General features: G+C 56.7%; 25 protein-coding genes. 9 read left to right on the plus strand and 16 right to left on the minus strand.

Annotation, left to right across the window (positions count from 1 at the left end):
• Positions 1-141: 141 nt before the first annotated feature.
• Together ACT3T6_RS03480 and ACT3T6_RS03485 are read left to right on the plus strand one after the other, a co-directional pair.
• The gene (locus tag ACT3T6_RS03480; RefSeq protein WP_193055429.1) at positions 142-1,125 is read left to right on the plus strand and encodes a DUF1852 domain-containing protein; all 984 of its coding nucleotides are present in this window, start codon (positions 142-144) and stop codon (positions 1,123-1,125) included.
• 28 nt (positions 1,126-1,153) lie between these two features.
• Positions 1,154-2,176 (plus strand): methionine synthase, encoded by a 1,023-nt coding sequence (locus ACT3T6_RS03485; protein WP_193055380.1) that lies wholly within the window; start codon positions 1,154-1,156, stop codon positions 2,174-2,176.
• A gap of 47 nt (positions 2,177-2,223) precedes the next feature.
• Here the strand turns inward: ACT3T6_RS03485 and ACT3T6_RS03490 are convergent, their stop codons facing one another.
• The gene (locus ACT3T6_RS03490) at positions 2,224-2,994 is read right to left on the minus strand and encodes a metallophosphoesterase (RefSeq protein ID WP_193055381.1); all 771 of its coding nucleotides are present in this window, start codon (positions 2,992-2,994) and stop codon (positions 2,224-2,226) included.
• A 208-nt stretch (positions 2,995-3,202) separates the two neighbouring features.
• Positions 3,203-3,988, minus strand: coding sequence for an AraC family transcriptional regulator (locus tag ACT3T6_RS03495; RefSeq protein ID WP_087108063.1), 786 nt, complete (start codon positions 3,986-3,988; stop codon positions 3,203-3,205).
• A gap of 107 nt (positions 3,989-4,095) precedes the next feature.
• On the opposite strand from ACT3T6_RS03495, the gene ACT3T6_RS03500 reads away from it, so the two are divergent.
• Entirely contained in the window at positions 4,096-4,905 is an 810-nt protein-coding gene (locus tag ACT3T6_RS03500) for a sulfite exporter TauE/SafE family protein (RefSeq protein WP_193055382.1), read from the plus strand.
• A 295-nt stretch (positions 4,906-5,200) separates the two neighbouring features.
• Here ACT3T6_RS03500 and ACT3T6_RS03505 read toward each other — a convergent pair whose 3' ends face one another.
• The 4 genes from ACT3T6_RS03505 to ACT3T6_RS03520 are packed head-to-tail and all read right to left on the minus strand — an operon-like array spanning position 5,201 to position 7,409.
• Positions 5,201-5,497 (minus strand): DUF1330 domain-containing protein, encoded by a 297-nt coding sequence (locus ACT3T6_RS03505; protein ID WP_172118158.1) that lies wholly within the window; start codon positions 5,495-5,497, stop codon positions 5,201-5,203.
• A 21-nt stretch (positions 5,498-5,518) separates the two neighbouring features.
• Entirely contained in the window at positions 5,519-6,196 is a 678-nt protein-coding gene (locus ACT3T6_RS03510; protein WP_193055383.1) for a type 1 glutamine amidotransferase domain-containing protein, read from the minus strand.
• The gene (locus ACT3T6_RS03515) at positions 6,193-6,837 is read right to left on the minus strand and encodes a TetR/AcrR family transcriptional regulator (protein WP_226912038.1); all 645 of its coding nucleotides are present in this window, start codon (positions 6,835-6,837) and stop codon (positions 6,193-6,195) included. The genes ACT3T6_RS03510 and ACT3T6_RS03515 overlap by 4 nt, the downstream gene beginning before the upstream one ends.
• A gap of 53 nt (positions 6,838-6,890) precedes the next feature.
• Entirely contained in the window at positions 6,891-7,409 is a 519-nt protein-coding gene (locus tag ACT3T6_RS03520; RefSeq protein WP_193055384.1) for a cupin domain-containing protein, read from the minus strand.
• Between the two features lie 486 nt (positions 7,410-7,895).
• Here ACT3T6_RS03520 and lldD point away from each other — a divergent pair, with 486 nt between their 5' ends.
• Entirely contained in the window at positions 7,896-9,056 is a 1,161-nt protein-coding gene (lldD, locus tag ACT3T6_RS03525; RefSeq protein ID WP_193055385.1) for an FMN-dependent L-lactate dehydrogenase LldD, read from the plus strand.
• Between the two features lie 133 nt (positions 9,057-9,189).
• Positions 9,190-10,386 (plus strand): Bcr/CflA family efflux MFS transporter, encoded by a 1,197-nt coding sequence (locus tag ACT3T6_RS03530; protein ID WP_193055386.1) that lies wholly within the window; start codon positions 9,190-9,192, stop codon positions 10,384-10,386.
• A 60-nt stretch (positions 10,387-10,446) separates the two neighbouring features.
• Here ACT3T6_RS03530 and ACT3T6_RS03535 read toward each other — a convergent pair whose 3' ends face one another.
• The gene (locus ACT3T6_RS03535) at positions 10,447-11,010 is read right to left on the minus strand and encodes a TetR/AcrR family transcriptional regulator (protein WP_193055387.1); all 564 of its coding nucleotides are present in this window, start codon (positions 11,008-11,010) and stop codon (positions 10,447-10,449) included.
• 135 nt (positions 11,011-11,145) lie between these two features.
• Between ACT3T6_RS03535 and ACT3T6_RS03540 the strand changes: the two genes are divergently transcribed.
• Genes ACT3T6_RS03540 through ACT3T6_RS03550 form a run of 3 tightly spaced genes read left to right on the plus strand, consistent with a single transcriptional unit; the run spans position 11,146 to position 13,954 of the window.
• A complete protein-coding gene (locus ACT3T6_RS03540) occupies positions 11,146-12,375 on the plus strand; it encodes an MFS transporter (protein ID WP_226912039.1) in 1,230 nt (409 codons plus the stop codon).
• Positions 12,372-12,587 (plus strand): hypothetical protein, encoded by a 216-nt coding sequence (locus ACT3T6_RS03545; protein ID WP_193055388.1) that lies wholly within the window; start codon positions 12,372-12,374, stop codon positions 12,585-12,587. The genes ACT3T6_RS03540 and ACT3T6_RS03545 overlap by 4 nt, the downstream gene beginning before the upstream one ends.
• On the plus strand, positions 12,581-13,954 hold the full coding sequence (locus tag ACT3T6_RS03550; protein ID WP_193055389.1) for an amidase: 1,374 nt from the start codon (positions 12,581-12,583) through the stop codon (positions 13,952-13,954). The genes ACT3T6_RS03545 and ACT3T6_RS03550 overlap by 7 nt, the downstream gene beginning before the upstream one ends.
• Here ACT3T6_RS03550 and ACT3T6_RS03555 read toward each other — a convergent pair.
• The 7 genes from ACT3T6_RS03555 to ACT3T6_RS03585 form a co-directional block, all read right to left on the minus strand.
• Positions 13,951-14,793, minus strand: a complete 843-nt coding sequence (locus tag ACT3T6_RS03555) for an ABC transporter ATP-binding protein (protein WP_193055390.1) — start codon at positions 14,791-14,793, stop codon at positions 13,951-13,953. The genes ACT3T6_RS03550 and ACT3T6_RS03555 overlap by 4 nt on opposite strands.
• Complete coding sequence (locus tag ACT3T6_RS03560) at positions 14,790-15,863, minus strand: FecCD family ABC transporter permease (protein ID WP_193055391.1); 1,074 nt, start codon at positions 15,861-15,863, stop codon at positions 14,790-14,792. The genes ACT3T6_RS03555 and ACT3T6_RS03560 overlap by 4 nt, the downstream gene beginning before the upstream one ends.
• On the minus strand, positions 15,860-16,936 hold the full coding sequence (locus ACT3T6_RS03565; protein ID WP_193055392.1) for a FecCD family ABC transporter permease: 1,077 nt from the start codon (positions 16,934-16,936) through the stop codon (positions 15,860-15,862). Before ACT3T6_RS03565 ends, ACT3T6_RS03560 begins: the two co-directional genes overlap by 4 nt.
• Positions 16,896-17,888, minus strand: a complete 993-nt coding sequence (locus tag ACT3T6_RS03570; RefSeq protein ID WP_193055393.1) for an iron-siderophore ABC transporter substrate-binding protein — start codon at positions 17,886-17,888, stop codon at positions 16,896-16,898. Before ACT3T6_RS03570 ends, ACT3T6_RS03565 begins: the two co-directional genes overlap by 41 nt.
• A gap of 97 nt (positions 17,889-17,985) precedes the next feature.
• Complete coding sequence (gene fhuE / locus ACT3T6_RS03575; RefSeq protein WP_193055394.1) at positions 17,986-20,214, minus strand: ferric-rhodotorulic acid/ferric-coprogen receptor FhuE; 2,229 nt, start codon at positions 20,212-20,214, stop codon at positions 17,986-17,988.
• Between the two features lie 192 nt (positions 20,215-20,406).
• On the minus strand, positions 20,407-20,913 hold the full coding sequence (locus tag ACT3T6_RS03580) for a hypothetical protein (protein WP_193055395.1): 507 nt from the start codon (positions 20,911-20,913) through the stop codon (positions 20,407-20,409).
• 98 nt (positions 20,914-21,011) lie between these two features.
• Entirely contained in the window at positions 21,012-21,443 is a 432-nt protein-coding gene (locus ACT3T6_RS03585; RefSeq protein WP_193055396.1) for a MerR family transcriptional regulator, read from the minus strand.
• A gap of 71 nt (positions 21,444-21,514) precedes the next feature.
• Between ACT3T6_RS03585 and ACT3T6_RS03590 the strand changes: the two genes are divergently transcribed.
• Entirely contained in the window at positions 21,515-22,537 is a 1,023-nt protein-coding gene (locus ACT3T6_RS03590; protein WP_193055397.1) for an SO_0444 family Cu/Zn efflux transporter, read from the plus strand.
• A 68-nt stretch (positions 22,538-22,605) separates the two neighbouring features.
• On the opposite strand, the gene ACT3T6_RS03595 is transcribed toward ACT3T6_RS03590, so the two are convergent.
• Positions 22,606-24,012: a PQQ-dependent sugar dehydrogenase gene (locus ACT3T6_RS03595; RefSeq protein WP_193055398.1), complete on the minus strand. Its 1,407-nt coding sequence runs from the start codon at positions 24,010-24,012 to the stop codon at positions 22,606-22,608.
• Entirely contained in the window at positions 24,009-24,437 is a 429-nt protein-coding gene (locus ACT3T6_RS03600; RefSeq protein ID WP_193055399.1) for a DUF2231 domain-containing protein, read from the minus strand. Before ACT3T6_RS03600 ends, ACT3T6_RS03595 begins: the two co-directional genes overlap by 4 nt.
• Positions 24,438-24,439: the final 2 nt, after the last annotated feature.

Raw genomic sequence — 24,439 nt, forward strand, 5'->3', positions numbered from 1 at the left:
ACTCTTCGTTATAGAGCCTGTCAGCTTCTCATGAATAAGGCTGTCAGGCTTAAAAGCTGTAAAGCCGCCCGATTTATAAATATTGGGCCGTTCCGCAGAAGCGAAGAACCGGTTCGATTTTTTACTATTGGAGGCGAGATGATGAATAACGACGTCGCATTTACTATCAAGCGTATCGGCTTCGATGAGAATTATCGTCCGTCGGACAATACGCGTATCACGACCAACTTTGCCAATTTGGCCCGGGGCGAAAGGCGGCGCGAGAACCTGCACAATACGCTGGAAATGATCAATAATCGTTTCAATGCCTTGGTGCATTGGGATAATCCCGAAGGGCATCGTTATTGCGTCGAACTCGACATCATTTCCGTGAGTATGGAGGTTGGCGCAGGAGGCCATGAAGCGCCTTTTCAAATCATCGAGATACTCAAAACCAGTTTTCTGGACAAGCAAACCGGCAAGCGCATCGACGGTATCGTAGGGAACAACTTTTCATCCTATGTTCGAGATTACGACTTTAGCGTGCGCCTTTTAGAGCATAACAAGCACCAGTCGACTTTCAGTATTCCGGATGATTTTGGTGTTCTGCACGGCAACTTGTTTAAAAGCTTCGTGGACTCACCCGTTTACAAAGAGCATTTCGGGAAACCTCCCGTCATCTGCTTGAGCGTATCGGATAACAAGGTCTATCACCGAACCGATAACCAGCATCCCGTATTAGGCGTTGAATATCAGCCGAACGAGTCTTCGCTGACCGAGCAGTACTTCAAGAAGATGGGGCTTCAGGTCCGCTACTTTATGCCTGCTAATAGTGCTGCCCCGCTGGCGTTTTATTTTTCTGGCGACCTGCTCAACGATTACACCAATCTTGAGCTTGCCGGCACCATCAGCACCATGGAGTCTTTTCAGAAGATTTACCGGCCTGAGATCTATAACGCCAATGCGGTTGCGGGCAACGTCTATCAACCCAACTTGAAGAACCCGGATCATTCGCTCACGCAAATCGTTTACGACCGAGAAGAACGTAGCCAATTGGCCGCCGAGCAGGGGAAGTTTGCTGAAGAGCACTTCATCAAACCCTATCAGGCGATGCTTGAGCAGTGGTCTTCCAACGGCTCGCTTTAACCTAATCAAATGCACGGGATGATGACTCATGAGTAAACGCTTACCCACCTCGACGGCGGGCAGCCTGCCCAAACCCTCTTGGCTTGCCGAGCCCGAAACCCTTTGGTCGCCCTGGAAACTGCAAGACGAGGCGTTGATTGAAGGTAAACAGGATGCGCTGCGCGTGTCGCTGCAGGAACAGCAGCAAGCCGGTATCGATATCGTCAGCGACGGCGAGCAAACGCGTCAACATTTCGTGACGACCTTTATCGAGCATCTTAGCGGCGTCGATTTCGAAAAGCGCAAAACCGTGAGAATTCGCAATCGCTACGATGCGAGCGTGCCGACGGTTGTGGGCGAGATCAGTCGTCATAAGCCAGTTTTCGTCGAGGACGCCAAATTCCTGCGCCGCCAGACCGACAAGCCCATCAAATGGGCGCTGCCGGGCCCGATGACCATGATCGACACGCTGTATGACGATCATTATAAAAGTCGTGAGAAGCTGGCGTGGGAGTTCGCGAAAGCGCTCAATCAGGAAGCCCGGGAACTGGAGGCAGCAGGCGTCGATATTATTCAGTTCGACGAACCTGCGTTCAACGTGTTTTTCGATGAGGTGAATGACTGGGGAATCGCCGCCTTGGAAAGAGCCATTGAAGGGCTCAAATGCGAAACGGCTGTCCATATCTGTTATGGCTACGGCATTAAAGCCAATACGGATTGGAAAAAGACGCTGGGATCGGAGTGGAGGCAATATGAAGAAGTCTTCCCCCGGCTGCAAAAATCCAACATCGATATTGTTTCGTTAGAGTGCCAGAACTCCCACGTGCCCATCGAGCTGATCGAACTTCTGCGCGGCAAGAAGGTGATGCTGGGTGCCATCGACGTCGCCACCAACACCATCGAAACGCCGGAAGAGGTCGCCGCAACGCTTAGAAAGGCGCTTCAATTCGTTGATGCCGACAAGCTCTACCCCTGCACCAACTGTGGCATGGCGCCGCTTTCCCGCTCGGTTGCGCGAGGCAAGCTCAGTGCCTTGAGTGCCGGAGCGGAGATCGTCCGAAAAGAGCTTTGAATCCCGTGCCTGGCGCTAAGGGAGCTCATCAGCGGATACAGCTCATATCAAGAGTGGTTGACCTCGACAATCAGGTCTGGTGAAAACAAGGGCGGATCGAACTCGCCGGGATAGCCAGCGGGGTTGGCGATGATACGTGTTCCGCTCACATTGAGGTCCACGGGCTCGTGCACATGTCCATGAATCCAAAGATCCATGCGGCCCATCAGTTGCGGAAGATGGGAAGCAAAAGCCGGGGAGAGTACATCACCGCGGTAGCGTGATGGGATACAGGAGGACAGGGGCGCATGGTGGCTTATCACTACTCTTGGACCACTGAATGGCCGTGATAGCTCCCTTTCCAACCAGGCCAACGCCTTGGCATGCAAGCGCCGACTTTCTGCCGGGGTGAAAACTGCCCCGTCCGGCTGCTCGATGATTTGGAAGTCGGGCATCAGGTCCAGCGCCCTGGCTTCGGTGAGTGACGGATCGTAGTTGGGCTGCCCGGCATAGAGGGCAAAGTCAGTCCACAGCGTGGTGCCATGAAAACGTATACCGTTCAGGGTCAGCGTGCGATTGTCCAGCAGGTGGATGCCGAGCCGGGCGGCCTCATCCTCCAGTTGCCGCCGCAGAGTCGGCATGGCTGTGCTGTAGAACTCATGATTGCCGGGGACGTAGAGGATAGGCGTACCGGCAAAATGTTCCGCTGCCCAGCTGAGGCCCTGGACGCCTGCGTGAATGTCACCGGCCAGAATGACAATATCGGCATTGGACTGCGGCAGCGCGCGCGGTTCGTCGAAGTCTTCCAGATGCAGGTCCGATAGTATCCTCAAGCGCATCGTCAGTTCCCCTTTGCAGTGCCCCATGCATGCCAGTGTGCTCCACACGGATAACAAAAACTAGATCGTCAACCACTTCCAACTGATAGGCCGATAGCGTGGTTGGGCTGGTAATAATAGACTGGGCTGCGAATGTCCAGGACTGGGCTAATAGCCATCACCATTGCTCCGTTTGAGTCGGCGAAAGTTCAACAGCAAGCGGTGCCAGCTACTCTTCCAACTGACGATTCGCCGCCCTAACAAAAGCGGTGGGAGTTTGGCCAAGCACCTTACGAAACATACTGGAGAAAGCGGCTGGGCTGTCGTAGCCGAGTTCCAGCGCGGTGCGAGTAACGGAACTACCGGACAGCAGCCTGGGAAGGGCGGCCATCAGGCAGGCCTGTTGACGCCATACGGCAAAGGACATGCCGGTCTGCTGACGGAATAGGCGATTGAAGGTGCGCTGGCTGCGATGCATCTGCCGGGCCCAGTCCTCGGGAGGGCTGTGTATATGTGGCTGGCCGAGAAACGCTCGGCACAGGTTGGCTAGTTGAGGGTCATGGGGCAGGGGCGCAAACAGCGGCAGGGCCTGAGCCTGTTGCAGCTCGTATAGGAGTAGTTGCGCCAGGGCGCCGTCGCGGCCATTTTCATCATAGAGCGCGGGTAGATGGGCGGAAGCCAGCAGCAGGTGATGCAACAGGGGCGTCACGACCAGCACCTCACAACTGCAAGTCGTGCGTGGCGAGACACGGGGCTCGATATACAGGCTTCGGGTGCTCACCCCGTTCATACGTACTTGGTGGCGCTTGCCCGCAGGCAGCCAGACTCCGCTATAGGGCGGCACCATCCAGGTGCCGTCATCCGTATTGACTTCCATCACGCCTGTCATGCCATAGAGAAACTGGGCGCGGCGATGGGCATGAAAGTCAAGAAGCGTACCGGGGCTGTAATCAGTGCCGATGGCCACCATGGGCCGTGCCACGTGATCCACGTCGGATAAAAGAGTATTGAGCATAATCGTTATTCTGGCCGAAATGCGATGATTGTTGTCCAAAAATCGAAGGTCAGCCAGTTCTAGTCGGCATATTCTCCCTGCTGTTGAATTTCATCAGGAGAGTGGCGGTGTATAGCGTATTACTTCTTTGTGGCGGTTTGGCGGGCGTCACCACCGTGTTGTTCGGTTTCGGTGGTGGGTTTGTAGTGGTTCCCTTGCTGTATACCTTGCTGATTGCCGTCCATGGGCCAGATAGCGTGGCGGGTATGGCAGCCATGCATATCGCGGTGGCTACCTCGACGGCGCTGATGATCTTCGCGGCTTCAATGGCAACATGGCGTCATCATCGGCGACAGACCGTGCAGTGGCATCTAGTGCGTCCGCTGGTTGGTTATATCGCCATGGGCGCTGTGTTGGGCGCGGCGGTTGCCGTGTCGTTGAGCGGGGAGTGGGTACGCTGGGCGTTTATCGGCTATCTGGGTATTACGATTGCGGATGCTATTCTGCGGCCCGGTTTTCTGCGTCAGTCAGGGAGTGATGTGCGCCCTATGGGGCGTGGGGTAACGGCAATGGTGGGTACACTGATTGGTGCGGTGGCTGCTTTGCTGGGCGTGGGTGGCAGTGTAATGACCGTACCGCTTATGCGGCGAAGAGGCGCGAGCATGACGGCGGCCACCGCCATGGCCAATCCGTTGTCGTTGCCCATGGCAGTGAGTGGCACCGCGACATATGTGTTGCTGTCGGCAAATCACTCAGCGTTAGGAAACTGGTATGCCGGTTATGTGGATCTGCGTGCCTTGCTGGTACTTGCGGTAGGCTCATGGCTCGGTATCCGCTTGGCGTCAGTCTGGATCGGGCGCATTCCTGACCGTATTCATGCCAAGGTGTACCTGTTATTGCTGACAATGGTGCTGGTGGTGATGGTTTTTATGCATTGAATTGAGTCAGGCTGTGGCGATGAACTGTTTTATCCCAATGTGGTGACTCGGACAGCGCATCTGCTTTACTTCGTGATTAAAGGCCGATGGTAACAGTGGCGCTGGCGCTCTTAGTCGCACCACCTCAAAGGAAAAACTCCGCTATTGGCCGTTAGAGCAGTTCATTGGTGAATAAGCCAAGAGTGATATTGCTATTCAGCCATTAGGCACAGATATGCTGGTCTTTAAAAAGATAAAAGGGCCGTTCGTAACCACGAACGGCCCTTTGTGCGTCTATGCGTAATTGCAAAAAGGCTTACGTCTCTTCAACCCCATCCACAATAAACACGCGGTAGTCGGCACCCTGGAAACGATGCTGGCGAGCTTCTTGGTAGGCGTCGCTTTGGTACCAGGCGCGGGCGGCGGCCATGTCGGGGAAGCGCAGAATTACCGCGCCTTCCATGTCGCTGCCTTCCATTACTTCAAAGTCACCGTAGAAGGCGAGTGGCTTCGGGTCGTGGCCTTCGCGGGCGGCTTTGGCCTTGGTGGCGTATTGCTCCATTTCTTTCGCGTCGTGGGTGCGTTCACGCGTCAGTACAACATAAGCCGGCATTCCATTCTCCTTGGGTAATTATCAGGAAAGCTTCTTTAACAGCGCTTGGGCGGTGGCTTCGGATGAGCCGGGGTTTTGTCCGGTAATCAGCAGGCCGTCGACGAGCACGTAAGAACTCCAGTCATCGCCTTTACTGTACTCACCGCCGCTCTCTTTGAGCATATCTTCGACCAAAAACGGTACCACGTTTGTCAGGCCAACGGCGTCTTCTTCGCTGTTGCTGAAACCGGTCACTTTACGGCCAGCGACCAGCGGCTTGCCGTCGCTGCCTTTCACATGACGCAGCACACCGGGGGCGTGGCATACCGTAGCAACAGGCTTGTTGGCGGCAATGGCGTCTTCAATCAGGCGCACAGATGTAGCGCTCTCGGCCAGGTCCCACAGCGGGCCGTGGCCGCCGGGGTAAAATATGGCGTCGAACTCAGCAATATCGATATCGGCAAGCTGATGGGTGTTAGCCAGCGCCGCTTGGGCGTCGAGGTCCACTTGGAAGCGGTTAGTAGCCTCAGTTTGAGCATCCGGTACGTTGCTGTTGGGGTCGAGCGGCGGCTGGCCACCAGCGGGCGAGGCCAGGGTTAGCTCGGCACCTGCATCTTTACACGCATAGTAAGGCGCGGCCAGCTCTTCGAGCCAGAAGCCGGTTTTATTGCCGGTATCGCCAAGCTTGTCGTGTGAGGTAACCACTACGAGAATTTTCATGATTGAGTCCTTTGCAGGCTGAGAGGGCGGCTGGGGTCGAGGTTTAACAAAGCGTAGGTGGCTTTAAAGGCGGCATCCAGCGGCACCCGGTCGCGGGTAATTTTAGCGCGCAGGCTGGCACCCAGCCATAGCTGGTAAAGGGTGGTGGCTAGTTCCAGGGCACTGCTTTGAGCGCTAACGGATTGAGGCAGCGAGCCATCGGCAGCGGCGGCTTCGATTGACTGGGCTAACCTGGCAATAATGCGCTCAGTACCGTGTTGCAGCACGCGGCGCATGCGCTCGGAAAGATCGCTGACTTCGGCGGCAAGCTTCACCGCCAGGCATTTTCCGCTGGGGTCGCAATGGTGCTGGGTATCCCGCCAGTGCGCCCAGTAGCTGAGAAAACGCTCAGCGTGAGAAGCACCCGGCTGGGCAAGGCGTTCTTCAATTTGCGCGAGATAACCACTGAAGTAGTCTTCCAGCAGTGCTTCGCCAAACGCTTCTTTGGAGCTGAAGTAGTGATAAAAGGAGCCTTTAGGCACCTCGGCGGCTTTGAGAATCTCGTTAAGACCTACCGCCGAGAACCCCTTACCACCGATGATGACCTGGCCGGTGTTAAGAATGCGCTGCCGGACATCGCCGGTGACGGGTGTCATGTTCATAGCGACTAGCTTACGCCTGATTAGACCAGTCGTCTAGATAGGGCTCGCCGTTTCTACGACGATGGTTTCCACAGAGGCTGGAGTGGCCCGCCCACCGGGGCAGTCTCCGGCACGGTTACGGAAGCCACCCGCGCTTGTGCTGCCGAAAGCTCGGCCGGGTCGCCGCGCTCGTTCTCCGGGTTTTGCCCCGGCGGGTAGGCGCCGACCATGCAAAAATCGTCGTCCGCCTCTACGCAGGCATGACCCACTCCGGCGGGCAGTACCAGTATATCCCCCGCGTAAAGCATCACTTCTTGGCCATTGGGGCCGCCCAGCCGCGCTCTGGCTTGGCCCTGAAAAATGCCTAGCGCCTCGTGGGCGGTGGAGTGAAAGTGGTCAAAATCATATAAGTAGTAACGCCATGCGGGCGGCCAGCCGTGCTGTTTGAACATGTTTTCAAAGGTATCGGCCCGCGCTTCTGCGCTACTGAGGTCGAGAACCTTGCGGTATATCAGTACGGGTAGTGGGGAGTTGGGATAGCCGCTCTTTTCATCGCTATCAAAAGTGAGTGTTTCGGGCTGTGGGATGCTCACCGTGGCCTCCTTGCCTATGCCTTTTTGAGCTCGGTATGAAGTTTCAAGATTCTGTTTTCAAAGCTTTGTTTTCAAAACTCTGCTTCCAAGACTCTGTTTTCAAAGCTGTGCTTTCAAGACTGTGCTGCCGTTCTCTTGTTTGATCAGATACGCAGGGTGGGGCTTCTCGCTATCTTTGTGGGCCACCTAGCCTTTTGCTCAGTGATCAGCCCATTTCATTTCACCCACCCGCGTTGCTTGAAGTCCGCCATTGCAAAACTCCGTTGCTACACACACTGTTCAAGCATTGTTCGTTTTAGGCGTTTCTGCAATGTCGGGCTCGATGGGGGCGGAGGCATTCCGCGTGGGAGAAACGCTCATAGACTAAAGTTCAGCGCAGCGAATGGCTATAGAGGCGGCGTAACATGTTACGCTAGTTGGAGTTAGCACCAAGGTTTCTAACATACGGTCACTTCTCCGTTTCCCGTGTCGAGTTAAGGCGAATTCATGATCATTTCAAGCCCTTCTGATTACCGGCAAGCCGCCAAGCGGCGTGTTCCTCGTTTTTTGTTTGATTACCTTGATGGCGGCTCGGTCACGGAAAGCACGCTGCGCAGCAATGTGGAGGCGTTGCAGGCTATTCCTTTACGTCAGCGCGTGCTGCAGGGGGGCGGTACGCCGTCGCTTGAAACTGAAATTTTAGGCAGCCAGTGGAAAATGCCGGTTGCGCTGGCACCGGTGGGCGCCACGGGCATGTATGCTCGGCGCGGCGAAGTGCAGGCTGCGCGCGCGGCAGAAAAGGCGGGGATTCCTTATACACTCTCCACCGTTTCGGTTTGCTCGATCGAGGAAGTGGCGAAAAATGCCTACGGCGAGCAGTGGTCGCAGCTTTACGTGCTGAAAGATCGCGGCTTTATGAAAAACGCCCTGGAGCGCGCCTGGGAAGCAGGCATGAAAACGCTGGTGTTTACCGTGGATATGCCGCTGCCGGGGTCGCGCTACCGTGACCGTCGCTCGGGTATGTCAGGCCCCAATGCCAAGCTGCGCCAGTACGCTCAGGCAATCACCCACCCGCAGTGGGCGTTTGATGTAGGGCTTAAAGGCAAGCCACTGTCGTTCGGTAACATCGAGGCCTACACCGGGCGCGAAATGAACATGGACGACTACATGGGCTTTCTGGCGAAAAACTTTGACCCCTCCATTAGCTGGAGCGAGCTTGAGTGGATTCGTGAGAGCTGGAAGGGCAAGCTGATCATCAAAGGGTTGTTGGATAAAGAGGATGCGCGAGATGCGGTACGCATGGGGGCCGACGGTATCGTGGTGTCCAACCACGGTGGGCGCCAATTAGATGGGGCTATTTCTACCGCCCAAGCGCTACCGCATATTGCCGAGGCCGTGGGCGATGAACTGACGGTACTGGCGGATTCCGGCGTGCGCTCTGGGCTTGATGTGGTGCGTATGCTGGCGCTAGGCGCCCAGGGCGTTCTACTGGGCCGTGCTTACGTTTACGCCTTGGCCGCACGGGGCGAGCAGGGCGTTTCCCATCTGTTGGATCTAATCGCCGCCGATATGCGTGTCACCATGACGTTGATCGGCGCCAACTCGCCCGCCGAGATCAACTCAAGCCACTTGGATGCTGTGGTTAAAGAGATGAAAAGGAGCGAGTAGCACACGCGGACTGTTGGATGGCCCAACGTGGTGGCTTGGTAGCCACTTCCAGGCGAATGTTGGCTGATGATGGCGTCAATCGGTATCATATTACGAATGCTGCTATCATTAAGCCATCTTACCGCGAGCTTCTATGACCCAATCTAAAACGCCCTTCATTGTGGTACTGAGCCTGGCATTGACCATGATGCTGGGTCCGTTTTCCATGGATACGTACTTGCCGGCCTTTCCGGTCATTGGCGAGTCGCTGGGGATATCTCAGCAGGCCGTATCGTTAAGCGTTTCGGTGTATGTGTTCGCGATGGCTGTGGGGCAGCTCATTGGCGGGGCGCTTTCGGACCGCTTCGGTCGCCAGCGTGTATTGATGAGCGGGCTGGCAATTTTTGCGCTCGCAAGCATTGTCATCGGCATGGCGGAATCCTTGAACACTCTGCTTAGCGGGCGGGCCGTTCAAGCCATTGGCGCGGGGTTAACGCTGGTGTCGGTACCGGCACTGGTGCGCGACCGGGTGGCGGGCCGTGATGCCGCGAAGCTGTTCTCGATGATGGGTTTTATCATGGTGCTGGCGCCGGGTATCGCCCCGAGCGTTGGTAGTGCGATTTTGGCGGTGGGTTCCTGGCACAATATTTTCTTTGCCTTGGCGATTTACGCGGTGCTGCTGGTGCCGTTACTGGTGCGGGTGCTTTTTTCCGGGAAGGGTAAAGTGTCGCGATCGAAAAGCCCCAAAATGAGCCTGCTGGCGCGTTACAAGCTGGTGCTGTCGACGAAACCAGCTTTACCGTTTATCGCTTGGCAGGCCGCCTCCTTCTCCACCCTGATGATGTTCATTACCTACGCTTCCTTTATCTATCAGGGGCATTTTGGCCAGTCGCCCTCAAGCTTTTCGATGCTGTTTGCGGCTAACATCGTCGCGATGCTTTTCTTCAATATTTGCAACCGTGTACTGCTTTCCAGAATATCGTCGCTGCGTATTCTGCAGTTGGCAACGGGCTGCCAAGCGGTCGGCATTGTATTGTTAGTGATGGCTGCCTTTATGGAGTGGCCAATGTACGCTTTCCTGTTCGCCATGATGCTGACCATCGGCACAGTAGGGGCGATCTCGCCCAATATACAGGCCTGCTTTTTGGAGTTTTTCCCCACTAGCAGTGGTACCGCCGCCGCGCTTTTGGGCGCCGCCCAGTTCGGTATCGCCGGGATTTTGAGTGCCCTGTCTGCCATGCTGCCGCATACGCTTGAAGCGGTGGTGTTGGCCATGGCCGCCTGTGGCTCGGTCGCGTATCTGCTGCTTGCCCGCTCAATGATCAAAGGGCGTGCCGCGGTCGAGGCGTAATAAGCCCAACAGCGCCCCTTGCCAAAAGCCCCGTGTTATCCAGAACACGGGGCTTTTTTATTAAGCATCTGCTGAGCTTACTAATTGTTCGAAAAGTGCTTCTATGGCCTGCGTAGTCGGTGTTTCGTTGGCAAACAGGATGCGGTACATCAGAGGCGCTACCACTATTTGAGTGACCCGCCCTATATCCATCGGCTGCTCTCCTCTGGCAAGGCCGCGTTCGTTGATTACTTCGATCTGCTGACGCAAGAAGCCATCACATTTACCCGCGCTGGTATGGCCTTCTGTGCCTAGAACATCGCGGAGCATCGCCCTCCCTGGGGCTGATGACATCTCCTCAAAGTACTCAACAAGCCAGGCTAACAAGTCGCTACGCACACTTCCCGTATCGGCTGGCGGCTGCTCTGGCTGTAGTTGCTCGACGGCAACGTCGGCCAGTAACTGGGTAAGGTCACCCCAGCGACGGTAGATCGTCGAGGGGGTGACGTCAGCGCGTGTGGCGATGGCGGGTACCGTAAGCCCGGCCCGGCCTTGTTCTTGTTGCAGATCTCGAACGGCTTGATGAACGGCAGCCTGAATACGAGCGCTGCGGCCCCCTGGACGAGGAGTGGGTTTGTTGGTCATGTGTCCCTTCAGTACCTATTCGTCGGCACGGTTTCGTCGGTACGGTGCAATAAATCACTAAAGCAAAATATTTGCGTTAGCGATTTATTGAGTTTATGCTCTTTAAAGCTAATATTTTGCCTTTTGGGAGAGGTCATGTCCATCAACGTTTCTGATACTGTCCGCCGTTCCTCTAGCTGGAGTTTGTCTCCCGCCCGTACCGTTTTCCTGCACACAGCGATAATGATTGCCTTTTTAGCAGCATCGAGTGCGCCTACCCCGCTGTACCAACTTTATCAGCGGCAGTGGAGCTTTAGCGCAACACTGCTGACGGTGGTTTTTGCCACTTACGCGCTGGCTTTGCTTTTGGCACTGCTGGTGACGGGGAGGCTGTCCGATCATATTGGTCGACGTCCGGTTATTGCCATGGCGTTGTCGCTACAGATCATCGCTATGGTGGTTTTTTTGGGTGCGGCCGGGCCGGGTTGGCTGGTTGGTGCGCGCGCTCTGCAAGGCTTTGCCACGGGTATGGCCACTGCGGCAGTTGGCGCGGCGATACTCGATGTTAGTCGGGAGAGGGGGGCTGTGATTAACAGCATCTCACCGCTGCTTGGTATGGCAGCTGGCGCGCTAGGCAGTACCTCGTTGGTCGTGTTGGCGCCTGATCCGCTGCACATGGTGTACGTGTTGCTGCTGGCTATTTTTCTGGTGATGCTGGGCTTGATTTGGCTGGCACCAGAGACGGTGACATATCGCCCGGGTGCATGGGCAAGCCTGAAACCACGCATTACCGTGCCGCTGCAAGCGCGAAAAACGCTGTTATCTGTCACTCCTGCAAACGTGGCTGTGTGGATGCTAGGTGGTTTTTATCTATCGCTTATGCCATCGCTGATCGTTGACGTTACGCATGTGAGCACGCCATGGCTGGGTGGTCTTGTCGTCGCAGCGCTAACGCTCACCGGCGCCACAGCGGTTCTGGCGGCTCGCAAGCTGAGCTCTTTTACAACCCTCTTGTCTGGCGAACTTGCCTTGGTCGCAGGGCTGGTTGTCATTTTGGTCGGGGCTAACCAGGGAAACGCTGTCTTGCTGTTGGCCGGGTCGGTCATTGCGGGGTTTGGGTTTGGCGCGAGCTTCCTCGGGGCTGTACGCAGTGTCCTGCCGTTGGCTGAGCCCCATGAACGTGCCGCGCTGATGGGCGTGTTCTATATCGAAAGTTATCTGGCCCATAGCGTGCCCACGATGGCTGTCGGCTTCCTGGCGCAGAAGGCCGGTTTGCTGGCCGCAGTCAATATCTATGGTGCGGTGATCACAGCACTGGCCTTGCTCGCCATTATCCTGCTGCTTATGCAAGCGCGCACTTCAATGAAGAAAGGAAATCAAGCATGACTGCTCAAAATGTCTCTCCTATGTCTGCCGAGGAAATCCAGGCTCTGGCTACCAGCCTGGGGCTGCCCCTGAACTCTGAACGTGCGCCACTGATTGCGGGTGTACTGCATCACATACACACGGTCATTGCCCGGCTTGACGAATTACCTATCGATGAATCATGCACTCCTTCATTTGCCTTTGATGCTAGCCAGGGGAACCAACCATGCTAAATCCATTGAACCTGACACTGGCCCAAGCCAGTGCCGCCATCGCGGCACGCGAACTGTCGCCAGTAGAATTGTTGGATGCGGCCTTGGCGCGTATTGGTGCGCGAGAGCCAGAGATCAACGCTTTTGTATCTGTATGGGAAGAAGCCGCCCGTCAGCAGGCACTTGAGGCCGAGCGAGACATTCAACATGGCCGTTACCGTGGGCCGCTGCATGGCATTCCTATCGCGCTGAAAGACCTGTTCGATGTTGCTGGCCAACCCACCACTGCCAGCTCCCGTATTCGGGACGGACACCTGGCCGAGGCCAACAGCGCGGTAACGGATGCCTTGCTGCGTGGCGGCGCCATACTCTTGGGCAAGACCCATTTGCATGAGTTCGCTTTCGGCCTGACCACACCTCAAACGCGCAATCCGCTTGATCCACAGCGCACGTCGGGGGGCTCCAGTGGGGGCTCTGCCGCAGCGGTTGCTTACGGCGGCGCCTGGGCAGCCATGGGGACCGATACCGGTGGCTCGATTCGGGTGCCCGCAGCACTTTGCGGGCTGGTCGGGTTCAAGCCTACGTATGGCTTGGTCTCTCGCCACGGCACTATGCCCCTGGCCTGGTCGCTCGATCATGCGGGCCCTATGGCACGCACGGTAGAGGATGTTGGCCTGTTATTGCAGGCAGTGATGGGCTTTGATGCGCGCGACCCCGCTAGCCGTACTCCTCCTGCCGCTTTTGATACCAACGCACAGTCGAGTGTGCATGGGCTGCGTGTTGGTATCCCACGCAACTACTATTTTGACCACGTTGCGGAGCCAGTCGCCGCGGCTGTTAGGCGTGCGGCAGCGCATCTGGAACAACAGGGCGCCGTGCTGGTGGAGGTGGATATTCCGCTGGCTGACTACCTTATTCCGACTCAGTGGGGCTTGATGGTGGCCGAGGCAGCAACCGTACACGCCAAGGACATACGCCAATCAGCATCGCTATACGGTGATGATGTACGCACCTTGCTCGAAGCCGGACAACTGCTGCCAGCAGGCGATTACCTGAAGGCGCAGCGTGCCCGAGGCCTCATCGCTAAGCGCTGGGGTTCCCTGTTTTCAGACATCGACGTTCTACTGACACCCACCGTGCCCCAGACAGCAGCACGCTTGGAGCAGGAGACGTTTGATTGGGAAGACGGCAGCCAAGAGAGTGTCTCCGAAGCGTATGTGCGCTTATGCGCACCCGCCAATGTGACCGGACTACCTGCGCTGACGGTGCCATTTGGTAAAGATCATCAAGGGCTGCCCGTAGGCGTCCAGATTATGGGCAAGGCATTTGATGACGCCAAAGTGCTACAGGTTGGGCGTGCCATTGAGCAGCCTCTTTCCCCCATTTAACCGGCCTGTGTCTCTCCCTCGGCAGTGGGTGCGTGCTTACGCTTGCATGCCCCATGCCGCCCCAGCGGTATCATCATGGGTTTTCCCGTGACCGGGTCGTCGATAACGCGGCTTTCCAGGCCAAATACGTCGCGTACCATCTGTTCGGTAAATACGTCTTCCGATGGGCCAACGGCGTAGATGTTGCCGTTCGCCATGGCGACTAGCTTGTCGGCGTAACGGGCGGCCAGGTTCAGCTCGTGAAGCACCATCACAATGGTGGTGCCGCGCGTTTGGTTTAAGTCGGTGAGCAGGTCGAGCACTTCGATCTGGTGGTTGATATCCAGAAAGGTCGTGGGCTCATCCAGCAGTAACACATCAGTTTGCTGAGCAAGGGCCATGGCGATCCACGCCCGCTGGCGCTGCCCGCCGGAGAGTTCTTCTACGGCGCTGTCGGCCAGGTTAGCCATGTGAGTCGCGCTTAAAGCATCGGCCACGGCGGCTTCATCGGTAGCGCTCCAGCGTTGGAAAAGCCCTTGATGCGGGTGGCGGCCGCGGCTCACCAGCTCCAGCACAGTGATGCCTTCCGGCGCGATAGGCGACTGAGGCAGAAACCCCAGCTGTTGCGCCAGGCGGCGGGCGGGGAGCTTATGAATGGCGTTACCATCCAGCAACACGTTGCCTTGCTCCGGTGTCATGAGACGCGAAAGCACGCGCAACAGCGTCGATTTTCCACAGGCGTTAGCGCCCACAATAGCGGTTGTTTGCCCCGCTTGAACGGTTAGGCTCACGTCATTAAGAATGGTCCGTTCGCCGTAACCTGCGGTCAGGTGTTGGGCGAGAAGCGACGAAGCGCTCATAGGGTGCCTCTGCTTTTATTGTCGCGAGTAATCAGGTAAACGAGATAGGGGGCGCCTAATACGCCGGTCACAATGCCGACCGGATAGCGGGCAGGTAGTAAAAACTGGCCCGCGTAGTCTGCCAGAAGCACCAGCAGCGCGCCTACCAGTGCAGAAGGAATCAGCAGCGAGCCGTTGCGCCCCACCAAACGTGCCGCAATGGGGCCGGAAAGAAACGCCACAAACGCAATCGGGCCGGTCACCGCAGTGGCAAAGGCGACAAGTGCCACGGCGGTAACTACCACAGTAATTCGCGTGAGGGCTAAACGAACACCCAGCCCCACCGCGATATCGTCACCCATGCGCAGGGTTTCCAGGTCACGGTGGCGGCTTAACAACAGCCCGCCAAACAGTAGCAGGGCGATAAACAGCGGCAGTGCTTGGTCAAGCTGCATACCGTTAAGGCTACCCGCCATCCAGCGCAGTGCTTCCTGCAGTGACCAACTGGGCGCACGCATTAGAAGATACGCCGTGACGCTTTGTAGCATCGCGGCCAGGCCAATGCCGATGAGAATTAATCGAGTGCCAGTTACGCCTTGCTGCCAGGAGAGCCCGTAGATTAACAGCGCCACGCCTAGCCCAGCCGCAATCGCAATGATTGAAACCGCCGTGCCGCTGAGTGATAGCACTACAATGGCAAACACCGCGCCGGTGCTCGCGCCGGTACTAATACCGATAATGTCGGGGCTTGCCAGCGGGTTACGCAATAGGGTTTGAAAAGCGACACCGCCCAGTCCAAAACAGGCGCCTGCCAGCACCGCAACCACGGCCCTTGGTAAGCGTAATTCTCGCACGGTAAAACTGGCCCCGGGTACCTCAGCGCCACCCAGAATGCGCAGCACCGTGGTGAGTGGCGTAAAGGATTGTCCCAGCATCAAGGTCAACACTACGCCTGCCAGTAAACAGGCGGCCAATACCGCAAGTATCCGCCCCCGGCGCTTGGCGTGTGCCCGCCGCATCTGCCCGTAAGAACGGTGCCCATGGCGTTGAGAGGGGGATGAAGGCGTGGCGTTATAAGAGGGCGGGTTCATAGCGCGCCTACTTTGCGGTTGCGTACAATCCAGATAAACACGGGAGCACCGATAAAGGCGGTAACGATGCTCGCATCAAGCTCTGCAGGATGCGCTACCAGCCGGCCCACCACATCTGAAAACGTTAACAGCACGGCGCCACCCAAGGCGGAAAACGGCAATAGCCAGCGGTAGTCACCACCGACTAATAGGCGGCAGGCATGCGGCACCACCAGCCCGACAAAGCCGATGGGGCCACAGATAGCCGTAACCGGGCCGCATAGCAGTACTGCGCCCAACGCCGACATGGCTCTGGCGATGGCGACTTTTTCGCCCAGGCCCGCAGCGGCATCGTCGCCCAGTGCCAGCAGGTTGAGCTTGCGTGCGGCGAGTAACGTGATCACAAAACCTGCGAGCAGAAAAGGCAGCACGGGCATGATCTGGTCGTACGTCGCGCCGCCAATACCGCCCACCAGCCACGACTGCGCCAGCCCCGCAATATCGCCGCGTGGCAGTATAACGGCCGTCGCCAACGAGCTTAGCGCCGCCGTCGTAGCGGCCCCGGCCAACGCCAACCTGAGCGGTGTAGCGCCCCCGCGGGTCAGGCTGGCAATAGCGTAAACCGCCACAGCGGCAAGCCCGGCACCCAGAATAGCTGTCCAGATGTAGGTCGTGGTTTCATCCATCCCAAACCACGCGATTCCTATGACAATGGCCAGCGCCGCCCCGGCGTTAACGCCTAACAGGCCGGGGTCGGCAAGCGGATTACGGGTAAGCCCTTGCATAACGCCTCCTGATACGGCGAGCGCGGCGCCTGCCAGCACTGCCAGTAGAGTACGCGGCAAGCGGCTCGCCACGGCGGCATCACCAATGTTTTCTACCTGCCCGCTTAGCGCCGCCATTACCTCTGGCCAACCCACCGTGCGAGCGCCAAACGCCACAGAAAGCGTTAGCGCCAACGCAAGCAGCGCCAGCAGCAGTAGGCCTCCAGCAAGGCGCGTGCCTCGCTTATTACGTTGCCGGGTAACGCTAGCGGCTGGCGCAGCAACAACGTTACTCTGCGTGGCGTGCGGCTTCTGAGAGCAGGTCAGCATAATCGTCTAATAACCATGAAATCGACATGGGTGTCGGATTGGCCGCAGTACCCAGCGGACTATTGTCGAGCAGCACAATGGCGCCGTTTTCAACGACGGGCAGCCGAGAGGTCAACGGATGGGCTTCGAGCTGTTCAATCAGCGCTTGTCCGCCGTAGGTGACCAGAATATCCACGTCTGCCAGTTGGTCGATTAGCTCAGCGCTGATTTCGCCTGAAAACGTGCCCGGTGCCGAGTTGGCTTGAACGATCGCTGGCGAGACCAGCCCCAAGTCATGGAAGAATCGCACTCGCGCATCGTTATCGGTGTAGAAAGAGATGCGCCCCAGGTTGGTGGGGTCGAGGTGCGTCACGAACATGGCTGTTTTGCCTTCTAGTTCGGCATGCGCCTGGGCAGTTTCAGCAATTTGGCGTTCAAGGCGTTCAATCAGTGCCTGGCCTTCGTCGGCCATGCCCATGCCAGCGCTATTGAGAAGAATCATATCGCGCCAGTCTGTCGCCCACGGGCCTTCGGAGTAACCGATGACGGGGGCAATTTGGCTCAAGGTGGTGTAGTCCGCTTGGCTAAGCCCTGAATAGGCCGCAAGGATTACATCAGGCTGGCTGGCCGCAACGGCTTCAAAATCAATGCCGTCACCTTCATCGAACAGGGCGGGGGGCGTTACTTCAAGTTCTTCAAGCCGGGCTTCCACCCAAGGCAGCAAACCGTTGCCGTTGGTATCGCCAAAGTTGGCGGCAGCAAAGCCGACCGGTACAACGCCTAACGCCAGCGGCACCTCATGGTTCGCCCACGCCACGGTCGCGATTCGTTCCGGTTTTTCCTGAAGGATGGTGGTGCCAAGGGCGTGTTCGATTTCTAGCGGGTACTCTTGGGCACCCGCGAGGGTTGACCCTAAAGTAAGCGTTGCAACGGCCGCAAGGCCTAGTGCTTTACTGCTACGTAGCCAGGTCATTATGCTCTCCGGTTCAATTATGCAATCGCCTCCATTCGGGCAGGGCGAATGGAGGCGGTGGTATCAAGGCGACGCCATCATTGCTAACGCCTGTGCATTAGAACGAATAGCGCAGCGTCGAGGAGATGCTGGCTGGTTCGCCATAGACGCCGTAGCCACCGACATTGCTGTAGTACTTTTCGTCGAACAGGTTCTTGATGTTGACCTGAAGTGATAGGTCTTGATTGAACTGGTAGCGGCCAAAAAGATTGGCAAGCGTATAGCTGCCTTGCTCATACTCGGTAGGTATACCGGCGGGGGTGGTGAGGTCGCTAGCCAACAGGCTGCTCTGCCAGTTAACGCCGCCGCCAATCGTTAGCTCACGCTTTTGTGGCACGTTATAGCTGGCAAAAAGATTGAACAGCGAGCGTGGCTGATTGGTATTGAACGTGCCTTCTTTGGCTTTCGCGGTGAAGTGGGAGTAGCCGATCGTCATATCAAGATCATCAGTGACCGCACCACTTAGTTCCACTTCAAAGCCCTCACTCACTACGCCGCTAGCGGCGGAGTAGTACGTCTCGGTTTGCCCAGGAAGCCCCGGGTCTGCCGTGGCAACGTTGTCTTGCTCTATTCGGAAGACTGAGAAAGAGCCGTTAACCAGGCCATTAAGCCAGGCCGCCTTGAGGCCGGTCTCATAGTTTTTGCCTACCACCGGGTCCAGGTAGGCGCCACTCGCATCGCGGTAGTTTTGCGGCTCGAAAATCTCGGTGTAGCTGGCAAAGGCTGAATAGGTATCGTTGAGGTCGTATACGATTCCACCGTAAGGTGTTACTTCGTGCTTGCTCTGGCTATCCAGGCTACGGAATAGCGTCATTCCATCCCATTCGGTATAGCGTGCGCCGAGAATCAGCGTTAACGGATCAGCAAGTGAGAATCGTGAAGCGGTATAGACGGCTTTCTGACGAGTGCTTGATGCTTCAGAAGGGGTAAATTCGGACCAGCCCTCGTTAGGTGCCGAGCCACCCCAGTTGTTGAAGTCATCAACCGTGAAGAGACCATCAATGAAGCTGTTTTCGTAGTTGTTCTTCTGGTCGCTGTAGCTACCGCCTACGACCAGTTCGTGTTCGCGTCCCAATAGCTCGAATGGCCCGCTGACCTGGGCATCTACAGAGTTAACTTTCCGATGCCCCTTGTTCCATCCGGTATAGAAGCCGACGCCACTGCCATCCATTTGGTCTGGCAGCATTCCTTCCACGTAGGGATACGCCAGCTTGCCATCCATATCGGTTTTTTCGTGGGTGCCCACTACACGAGCCTGCCAGTCATTAGCAAACCGATGGTTGATTTCCGCGAAGACTTTTTCAGATTTGAAGTCGTAGTAGGACCAATCCGGCGCCACGCTGAACGAGCGTGAGTAATTGGTTGGCGTGCCGTCGCTGAACCACAGCGGTAGACCGCCCCATGTGGGTGAAGAGGTGTGGCTGTCCTGGTAATCAAAGCCCAACGAAAGCGTGGTGGCGTCGGTTACGTCTGCATCAATAACGCCGTAGCCGAACATGCTTCGCTTATCCTGACGGTCAAGGTGGGCACCCCCTTCTTCATAACCGCCGATAAAGCGCGCCCGCACATTGCCCGAGGCGGTTAGCGGTGTGGTTATGTCAACAGTGCTACCGCGTTTATCCCAACTGCCCAGCGTGCCAGAAACGGAGCCAGTAAATTCCCGGCTCTCAGCATGCTTGCGCACAAAATTAACCGAAGCGCCTGGGTTGCCCGATCCACTAACCAGCCCGTTGGCGCCACGTATTACTTCAACGCGGTCATAAATAGCCGTATTGAGCCGACCTTCACCAAAATACCAACGGTTATCCGTGTTTAGCGTAGGGATGCCGTCGTACTGAAAGCTGTTAATACGAAAACCACGGGAGGAAAAGCCGACACGATCACTATCGACATTACGCGTTGAAATACCCGTGACGTTACTTAATACCGCCTCGACGGTATCCAGGTTTTGGTCCTGCATTCGTTGTTCAGTAACGATGCTGATGGCTTGTGGCAGCTCTTTTTGGCTTAGTGTTAAACCGGTACCCGCGCTGGTGGTGCGGCGCGTATAGCCAACGTTGTCATAAAGGTTTTCGCCCGTGACCGTCACGGTTTCCAGCGCTTCTGGGCTAGCGGCGTCAGTGGTTTGCGCCGCAACACCTGTTGAAGCCAGCAGCGACGTAGACAAAATGGCGGTAAAGGTGACTTCTCGAAAGGATAGTGCGCTTTTAGTGAAGAGTTGGGTGGGCCTGGAGATAGAGCCAGCGAAGCGTGTCGTGTTTAAGGCATGGAGTAAAGGCGTTTTCATATAATCCCTTGCATCGCGCCTATGGGCGCTTGCTCGTTAGTATTATCAGTAATACAGAGGGATCATATAAAAACAGTTCTCATATGTAAATGATCATGAGAACGCTTATTGTTTGAGATGCTGACCTGTTAGACAATACTGAAGATACAATAATGCAAAGCGCAGCAAGCCAGCACCTTTCGCTAGTATGCTCTATTTGGGTTCTATCGAACCCGTTACTGGCTGTAAGTCGGCGCGGTTACTCTCCAGTGTCGCCAGCGCAATTTTATAGCAATCCTCAACATGGCTATTGCCCATATACTTCATCGCCGTAAAGCTGATGCCCCCCGCCACGGCGCTGCCGACAAAGGGTACATATTTAGCCACACCGGTGGCGGCTACTTTGACGCCCATCTTTTGAAGCAGCGATACCACCAGTTTTTTGGTGATGTACTTCCCGGCCATCTTGCTGCCGACATTGGAAATAGCGGTCATCACCATCACTTTTGATTCGGTATCCAGACCTTCGATTTGCTCGGGCGTTAAGCCGAATTTATCGTTTATTTTAGGAATGAGCCTTAGCAATATGGCAACGTCTGACCCGATATCCACGCCGGGAATGGGGATGATCGCTGTGCCAGCAGAGAGACTCGAGCTTCTTGTCACCATTGAATGGCATGTTTTTCTGATGGCTTCTAGCTCTTCGCGTGATTCGATCATTTAAAAGTCCTTTTTACGATGCGCTAACACCATTGTAGTCGATAGCTACTTGAGGAAGAGGGGCGCCTCGCCACGCTTCTACGCATCGTCGCCTCTATTTATCCACAGCCGTGCTCGCTGCAGGCAAGCGTGTGGTCGTATAGCGTTTGGATGATCTGGCAGTCGGCGGTTTTGCCACCCCGGCATTGCTGTACTACCTGGCGTAGCTCAGTAGCGAGCGCTTGCAACTTGGCAATGCGCGCTTCCAGATGCTGAAGGTGCCGAGTGGCGATGTCGTCAGCCGCGCCGCAGTCGGTGTCCGGGTGGTCTGAAAGTGCCAGTAATTCCTGAATGCTAGGTAGGTCGAGACCGAGGCTGCGGCCGTGACGAATAAAACCGATACGCGCAAGCGCTGCTTGGTCGTAATGCCGGTAGCCTTGCTCGCTGCGTTTGGCGGGTGGCAGTAACCCGAGCTTTTCGTAATGACGAATGCTTTCCGGTGAGCAGCCTGTGCGGGTAGCCACTTCACCAATGCGATACGTGTTTTTCATCGGCTTGACCCTGTAACGATTACAGGGTTTAGGCTAGCCCCTATTCCCTCTGTGGACAAGCAGGTGATGACATGACGCTGGTTATAGAGCTATTGCAAATTGCGTTAACGGCGGCCCCGTGGCTGCTGTTGGGGTTGGTAATTGCTGGGCTAATTAAAGCATGGCTGCCGGAACACGTGCTGCAGCGCTGGATGGGAGGGCGTGGCTTGGGCAGCATTGTGCGGGCGGCCGTCATTGGTATGCCCCTGCCGCTGTGTTCGTGTGGCGCGATTCCTACCGCTATTGCTTTGCATCGGAGTGGTGCAGGGCGTGGGCCCACGACGTCTTTTTTAATCAGCACGCCGGGGGTGGGCGTTGATTCCATTCTACTGACCAGCGTACTGCTTGGTCCGTTGATGGCCGTCGTGCGCGTCATCGGTGCCTTGGTAACGGCCATTGTCACCGGGCTGCTAGTCGGATTAACGCGTGAACCTGCAACTCCCGCCCCTGCCACGCTTGGCGGCTGCTGCGCTTCCTCCGGCTGTCATACGCCCACCACGAAAGCCGACGAACCCAGCGGTTTGAAGGCCGGGCTGCGTTATGCGTTTAGTGATCTGTTGGATGATATCAGCGCATGGGTGTTTGCCGGACTGTTGCTGGCGGGCGTGCTGGTAACGCTGGTGCCGCCTGATACGCTGGCCCATTACTCAGGTGGGCTGCTGGCGCTTGCGCTGATGGCCGTGGTGGGCATCCCACTCTACATTTGTGCGGCAGCGGCCACGCCGGTTGCCGCTGGGCTGCTGTTAGCGGGGATTTCACCGGGTATGGCGCTGGTTTTCCTGCTGGCGGGGCCGATCACCAGTCTGGCGACGTTAGCGATATTGCGTCGCGAACTGGGCAATGCAGCGTTGGCGGTTTATCTCGCCAGCGTGCTTGTCGTTACTGTGCTCGTAGGTTGGACAGTAGATAGCGTGCTGGGAGTGACGGGCTGGAACGTGGTCGATCAGGCAAGCGAGGTTCAGGAACTACTGCCTGTTTGGCTGGAGTGGTTGGCGCTGGCAGTGCTGGCTTTGGTGGCTATTCGCCCCGTGCGTAAGCGCTTGCTGGGGTTTTAAGCATTCACCGTTTGAGACAGCGTGATGAAGCAGCGACGGGCAGGGAGTACCTGCCCGACGCTTGGTGGTTAGTCAGCCTCTTGGGGCGTTGATGGCTGCTCGGGTGGTTCGGTGGATGTTGGCTCGGGCTCCTCTGGCTCAGAAGCGTTTGCTTCAGGCTCCTGCTCCGGTGGGGCGGGCGGATTATCCGGCGTAACCCGCCAAATCGCATTGGTCAGGTCATCGGCAATAATAAGCGCGCCATCCGGATCAATAGTGACACCGACCGGGCGGCCAAGTGCTCTGCCATCATCGGTAAGAAACCCACTGGCAAAATCAATCGGGTCGCTGTCAGCAAGTTGGCCGTTGCTAAAGGGGATGAAGCTTACCTTGTAGCCAACCGGGTCCGCGCGGTTCCAACTGCCGTGCTCACCTACAAAAACGCCCTCGGCGTACTCTTCGCCCATGGCGGGCGTAGAAAAAGCCAGGCCAAGCGGGGCTACGTGAGAGCCAAGGCTGTAGTCCGGTGCAATAGCGGATGCCACTTTTTCAGGATCTTCCGGGCGTACGCGAGGGTCAACATGCTGCCCCCAGTAGCTGTAGGGCCAGCCATAAAAACCGCCTTCCTGAACCGAGGTAATATAATCAGGTACCAGGTCCGGACCGAGTTCGTCACGTTCGTTAACCGCTGCCCAAAGCGTGCCGGTATCGGGTTGGGTGGCTAGCGCTGAGGGGTTGCGCAGGCCGGTGGCATAGGGGCGGTGCGCGCCCGTGTCGACATTGATCTCCCACACTTCGGCGCGATTAACCTCCGCCTCCATGCCCCGCTCGGTAATATTGCTGTTCGAGCCGATACCGACATAAACAAACTGCCCATCGGCGCTGGCGGTCATCGCCTTGGTCCAGTGGTGATTGATCGCTGAGGGCAGTTGCGCAATGACCTCTGGCGGCCCGCTGGCCTCTGTTTGGCCCTCGTCATAATCAAAGCGCACCAGCGCATCCTGGTTGGCCACATAGAGGTTGTTGTCTATCAGAGCCAGCCCATAAGGCGCGTTAAGGTCTTGGGCGAAAATCATCTGTTCGTAGCTGCCGTCGCCATTGTCATCGCGTAGCAGGGTTAAGCGGTCGCCGCCCTCTACAGCGGTGTTGCCTTGGTCCTTGATATACCCAGCGATCACATCCTTGGGCTTTAATGCCGGTGCATTACCGCCGCTACCTTCCGCCACCAGAATATCGCCATTGGGTAGCATGATGGTTTGCCGGGGCACCTTGAGATCAGAAGCGATCCTGGTGATGGTATAGCCCTCGGGCACTGTAGGCAGCTGGCCGCCCCATTCGGCGGGTTCGGGAACCGTCATGTCTGGCAGCAGCCCGCGCTGCGGTTCGGGAAGCGTGGGGTTAGGGCCGAAAGGCTGTTCTACATCAAAAGCATTAGCGCCGCTGGCAGCCAGCAGCAGTGCCAAAGGCGTTGTATAACGAAGTGCGAAATATTTCATGACGTTGCTCCGACGGTGCGCCGAGAAAAACCGATCCAGATCGCCGCGACGGTCAGTACGGTAACGATGATCGAAAGAATAAGGCCGGTGGGCATCATGGCCCAGGCATCACGGGCATGAACGAGCGCATTGATAAAGCCGAGTACCCAGATGACCAGCAAGAGCAATGGATAAACCAGCATAAGCCCGCGGCGATGCTCGGCACGAAACAGGCCGATAATCGCACATAGAAAAGCTAGGCCTGCGAAAACAAGCCCTCCAGCAATTAACCAGGAAGAAAACGTGCTCCACTGGATATGAAAGCTTTTCGAGTAAGCGTAATCACTTAATGTGGCGCCAAGAAAAAGTGGAAAAGTACTCGCAAGTAATAGGGCATGGAGCGGATGGATTCCGCTTAGATAGGCCGTCGGTGTAGACCTCGACATAG

It is taken from the genome of Halomonas sp. 72 (genome assembly GCF_052379785.1).
GTDB lineage: Bacteria > Pseudomonadota > Gammaproteobacteria > Pseudomonadales > Halomonadaceae > Vreelandella > Vreelandella citrativorans.

Coding starts and splice junctions, on each gene's coding strand:
- ACT3T6_RS03480 (WP_193055429.1), top strand. CDS start 142: ATGAATAACGACGTCGCATTTACTATCAAGCGTATCGGCTTCGATGAG.
- ACT3T6_RS03485 (WP_193055380.1), top strand. CDS start 1,154: ATGAGTAAACGCTTACCCACCTCGACGGCGGGCAGCCTGCCCAAACCC.
- ACT3T6_RS03490 (WP_193055381.1), bottom strand. CDS start 2,994: ATGCGCTTGAGGATACTATCGGACCTGCATCTGGAAGACTTCGACGAA.
- ACT3T6_RS03495 (WP_087108063.1), bottom strand. CDS start 3,988: ATGCTCAATACTCTTTTATCCGACGTGGATCACGTGGCACGGCCCATG.
- ACT3T6_RS03505 (WP_172118158.1), bottom strand. CDS start 5,497: ATGCCGGCTTATGTTGTACTGACGCGTGAACGCACCCACGACGCGAAA.
- ACT3T6_RS03510 (WP_193055383.1), bottom strand. CDS start 6,196: ATGAAAATTCTCGTAGTGGTTACCTCACACGACAAGCTTGGCGATACC.
- ACT3T6_RS03515 (WP_226912038.1), bottom strand. CDS start 6,837: ATGAACATGACACCCGTCACCGGCGATGTCCGGCAGCGCATTCTTAAC.
- lldD (WP_193055385.1), top strand. CDS start 7,896: ATGATCATTTCAAGCCCTTCTGATTACCGGCAAGCCGCCAAGCGGCGT.
- ACT3T6_RS03530 (WP_193055386.1), top strand. CDS start 9,190: ATGACCCAATCTAAAACGCCCTTCATTGTGGTACTGAGCCTGGCATTG.
- ACT3T6_RS03535 (WP_193055387.1), bottom strand. CDS start 11,010: ATGACCAACAAACCCACTCCTCGTCCAGGGGGCCGCAGCGCTCGTATT.
- ACT3T6_RS03540 (WP_226912039.1), top strand. CDS start 11,146: ATGTCCATCAACGTTTCTGATACTGTCCGCCGTTCCTCTAGCTGGAGT.
- ACT3T6_RS03545 (WP_193055388.1), top strand. CDS start 12,372: ATGACTGCTCAAAATGTCTCTCCTATGTCTGCCGAGGAAATCCAGGCT.
- ACT3T6_RS03550 (WP_193055389.1), top strand. CDS start 12,581: ATGCTAAATCCATTGAACCTGACACTGGCCCAAGCCAGTGCCGCCATC.
- ACT3T6_RS03555 (WP_193055390.1), bottom strand. CDS start 14,793: ATGAGCGCTTCGTCGCTTCTCGCCCAACACCTGACCGCAGGTTACGGC.
- ACT3T6_RS03560 (WP_193055391.1), bottom strand. CDS start 15,863: ATGAACCCGCCCTCTTATAACGCCACGCCTTCATCCCCCTCTCAACGC.
- ACT3T6_RS03565 (WP_193055392.1), bottom strand. CDS start 16,936: ATGCTGACCTGCTCTCAGAAGCCGCACGCCACGCAGAGTAACGTTGTT.
- ACT3T6_RS03570 (WP_193055393.1), bottom strand. CDS start 17,888: ATGACCTGGCTACGTAGCAGTAAAGCACTAGGCCTTGCGGCCGTTGCA.
- fhuE (WP_193055394.1), bottom strand. CDS start 20,214: ATGAAAACGCCTTTACTCCATGCCTTAAACACGACACGCTTCGCTGGC.
- ACT3T6_RS03580 (WP_193055395.1), bottom strand. CDS start 20,913: ATGATCGAATCACGCGAAGAGCTAGAAGCCATCAGAAAAACATGCCAT.
- ACT3T6_RS03585 (WP_193055396.1), bottom strand. CDS start 21,443: ATGAAAAACACGTATCGCATTGGTGAAGTGGCTACCCGCACAGGCTGC.
- ACT3T6_RS03590 (WP_193055397.1), top strand. CDS start 21,515: ATGACGCTGGTTATAGAGCTATTGCAAATTGCGTTAACGGCGGCCCCG.
- ACT3T6_RS03595 (WP_193055398.1), bottom strand. CDS start 24,012: ATGAAATATTTCGCACTTCGTTATACAACGCCTTTGGCACTGCTGCTG.
- ACT3T6_RS03600 (WP_193055399.1), bottom strand. CDS start 24,437: ATGTCGAGGTCTACACCGACGGCCTATCTAAGCGGAATCCATCCGCTC.